Here is a 2,263-nt window from a genome sequence, read left to right as displayed (position 1 = left end):
GGGAAGACCAATAATCTTAAAGAATGAGTAGGGAGAGCAATGTCTAAAGTTTTCGATGACTACCAAACTGGAATGGCAGCTTACGATCGCTGTCGCCCGCCAACGTTACGGTTCCTTCAGAGTTGCGCCTTGCGCTAATCTCAATGGTCAGCCTTCACAGCAGAGGTGGCAGAATTTGTTGCAGAACCGAGTGTTTCGGAAGCTTGGGACATCCTACATTCTTTCGGTCGATTGGTTTGGAAACTCACAGGAGTTCCGCTTCAGTGGTTGGCTTACCCAACAGTGAGGAAACATGGAGTGCGGTTTGCAGAGACGGGTTGTATTCGCAGTGATCGGAATTGTGAAGGACGGTGCTGTTTGAGGAGAGTGAACCAGAAAAACTAGAGCGTAGCGTGATACTGCTTCATCTAAGCATTCAAGGATAGCTGCATAAATTCTAAATCTCCTTTGTGAAAGTCTTTGAGGATCAGTAGCGCTACTGCTGTCAGCTCCATCATGACTAAGTTTTGACAGGAGCCAAATTAATATGAAATTACCGCCCAGTGAATATGTCACGTTAGTCGAAGTGCTAGAGCGAACCTGCTCGTTCGAGGACTTCTCCATGATCGCTCAGGCAGCAGTGCGACGGCTGGAATCCGAAGGGGTCAGGGCACTCGTCAGCGTACAGTTCTACGCCAATCCTGACTCAACTGAGGTTGGAGCAATCCTGACCTTTGCCGATCGCGCCGCCATGATGCAGCACATCAACATGATTACGGCGTGGGAAGAGTTTGAACGATTCTTCAGCAGTGTCAAGCCGCTTGATGTGCGGGTATATGGAAGATTGAGCGTTGAAGCAGAAGCATGGGTGAAGCAGTTCAATGTCGTGAGCAAGACGTTTAAGAATCATGTGACTGGCTTCGTCCGGTGAGCGGTTCTGAAAGACCTCATTTACTCTTGTCGATCGCATCAAACCGCTAGGGCACTTTGACAGCAGCAGATCTGTACTACTTCATGCTGTCAATTTACGAACAAACCAAACAAGGTCAAGAAACGCGATCGCACCTATTGCAAACCAGGTGTCTGGGGTTGATCAGTGCAAGGCGGATTCGTTTCGGTATTGGGCGAGACTGCGATCGCAAATGGCACGAATGAAGCTGCTAGTTCTAGGGGCAGGTGAGGAGTGATGGTAAGAAGATATGTAGCTGTGATTTACATCGACAGAAACCCGAATGATCTAGCGCAAGGGTGGGGATGGATAGAGATGGCAGTTGAAGACATGAAACGATTTGAAATTCATCAACAGTCGCCTGTTCCGAGGAGAGTAACTAAACGCAAGCTTTCTTATAACTCCCAATCTGATGCTCTACACAGTTATGAAGATTCAAATTATCTCGTTCGTCCGCCCTCTAGAGGTAGAGCAGGTGGGAAGAAGTTTGTCATTGATATGGATGGGGAAGCTATCACGCTCAATGTGCAGAAATCTTTAACTAGTCAAGCCATCTGCTCGTGGGTCAAGACTTGGGCAAGCCCAGAAACGAAGATTATCACTCCCGGCAACAGGGTCCTTTCGCTTGAGGGTGACAAGCTAGTGCACCAAGCGCATTTCATCTACTTCATCCTGAACGCAGATAGCAATGCTATCAAAATTGGACGAGCAAGGAATTTGAACAAAAGAATGAAATCGCTTCAGACGTCTAGCCCCGCAAAATTAGAGCTAATCAAGTTTATACAAGTTGAGAACGAAGCTAAAGCTCAAATGTTGGAGAAATCATTACATCAACAGTTTTCGGATATTAGATTGACTGGTGAATGGTTCAAGGCTGAAGTGAAGTTGCTGGAATATATCAATCAGATTTAGTGAACGATCGATTTGTGTTTGAGCTTTTTTACTCCTTCAGGTGGGTAAGCAGTGAATTTAACATCACCCCCGCGATTCTTCGGAGTATGGCGAAGCCAATCGCCCACTTCACCCGATGCACCACCCAAGCAAACTGTAATTTCTCCCACTTCTGTAAATTCGGGTCCCGTTTTACAGGTCTAAAGAGTTTGGTTTTGTGCCGTCAAGCTTGCAATCATGCCGTTGGCAGCGCATTTTGCTTACACCACGTTAAATAAATCGCTTTGTAAGGCGCTTCTCCTTGAGGCAGAAATTCATCATAGCGATCGCGCCTCCAATCGCTCGAAGTTTCCTGCATTAACGTTGGATGTGAGGTGCGTTGATAATTCATTAGCCTCGATCCCAGATTTGGCGCTTCCCCTAGAACATTGAACGCAAACCCTA

5 protein-coding genes are annotated in these 2,263 nt (G+C 46.8%); 4 read left to right on the top strand and 1 reads right to left on the bottom strand.

Annotated features, from left to right (window positions below; translation table 11 throughout):
* Positions 1–55 precede the first annotated feature (55 nt).
* From AC5JLB_RS14030 to AC5JLB_RS14015, 4 genes are all read left to right on the top strand, one after another.
* On the top strand, positions 56–286 hold the full coding sequence (locus tag AC5JLB_RS14030) for a hypothetical protein (protein WP_495874445.1): 231 nt from the start codon (positions 56–58) through the stop codon (positions 284–286).
* Positions 287–526: 240 nt separating this feature from the next.
* Positions 527–910: a hypothetical protein gene (locus AC5JLB_RS14025; RefSeq protein ID WP_495874444.1), complete on the top strand. Its 384-nt coding sequence runs from the start codon at positions 527–529 to the stop codon at positions 908–910.
* A gap of 56 nt (positions 911–966) precedes the next feature.
* Complete coding sequence (locus AC5JLB_RS14020; protein ID WP_495874443.1) at positions 967–1,134, top strand: hypothetical protein; 168 nt, start codon at positions 967–969, stop codon at positions 1,132–1,134.
* 109 nt (positions 1,135–1,243) lie between these two features.
* Positions 1,244–1,840, top strand: a complete 597-nt coding sequence (locus tag AC5JLB_RS14015) for a GIY-YIG nuclease family protein (RefSeq protein ID WP_495874442.1) — start codon at positions 1,244–1,246, stop codon at positions 1,838–1,840.
* A gap of 214 nt (positions 1,841–2,054) precedes the next feature.
* On the opposite strand, the gene AC5JLB_RS14010 is transcribed toward AC5JLB_RS14015, so the two are convergent.
* A partial coding sequence (locus tag AC5JLB_RS14010) for a hypothetical protein (protein ID WP_495874441.1) occupies positions 2,055–2,263 on the bottom strand: 209 nt, incomplete at its 5' end.

The sequence above is a fragment of the Myxacorys chilensis genome (genome assembly GCF_059505265.1).
This window is presented reverse-complemented; position numbering and strand designations above follow the sequence as displayed.

Bases quoted from the DNA above. Each gene is read 5' to 3' on its own strand.
- AC5JLB_RS14015 (WP_495874442.1), top strand. From the start codon at position 1,244: ATGGCAGTTGAAGACATGAAACGATTTGAAATTCATCAACAGTCGCCT.
- AC5JLB_RS14030 (WP_495874445.1), top strand. From the start codon at position 56: ATGACTACCAAACTGGAATGGCAGCTTACGATCGCTGTCGCCCGCCAA.
- AC5JLB_RS14025 (WP_495874444.1), top strand. From the start codon at position 527: ATGAAATTACCGCCCAGTGAATATGTCACGTTAGTCGAAGTGCTAGAG.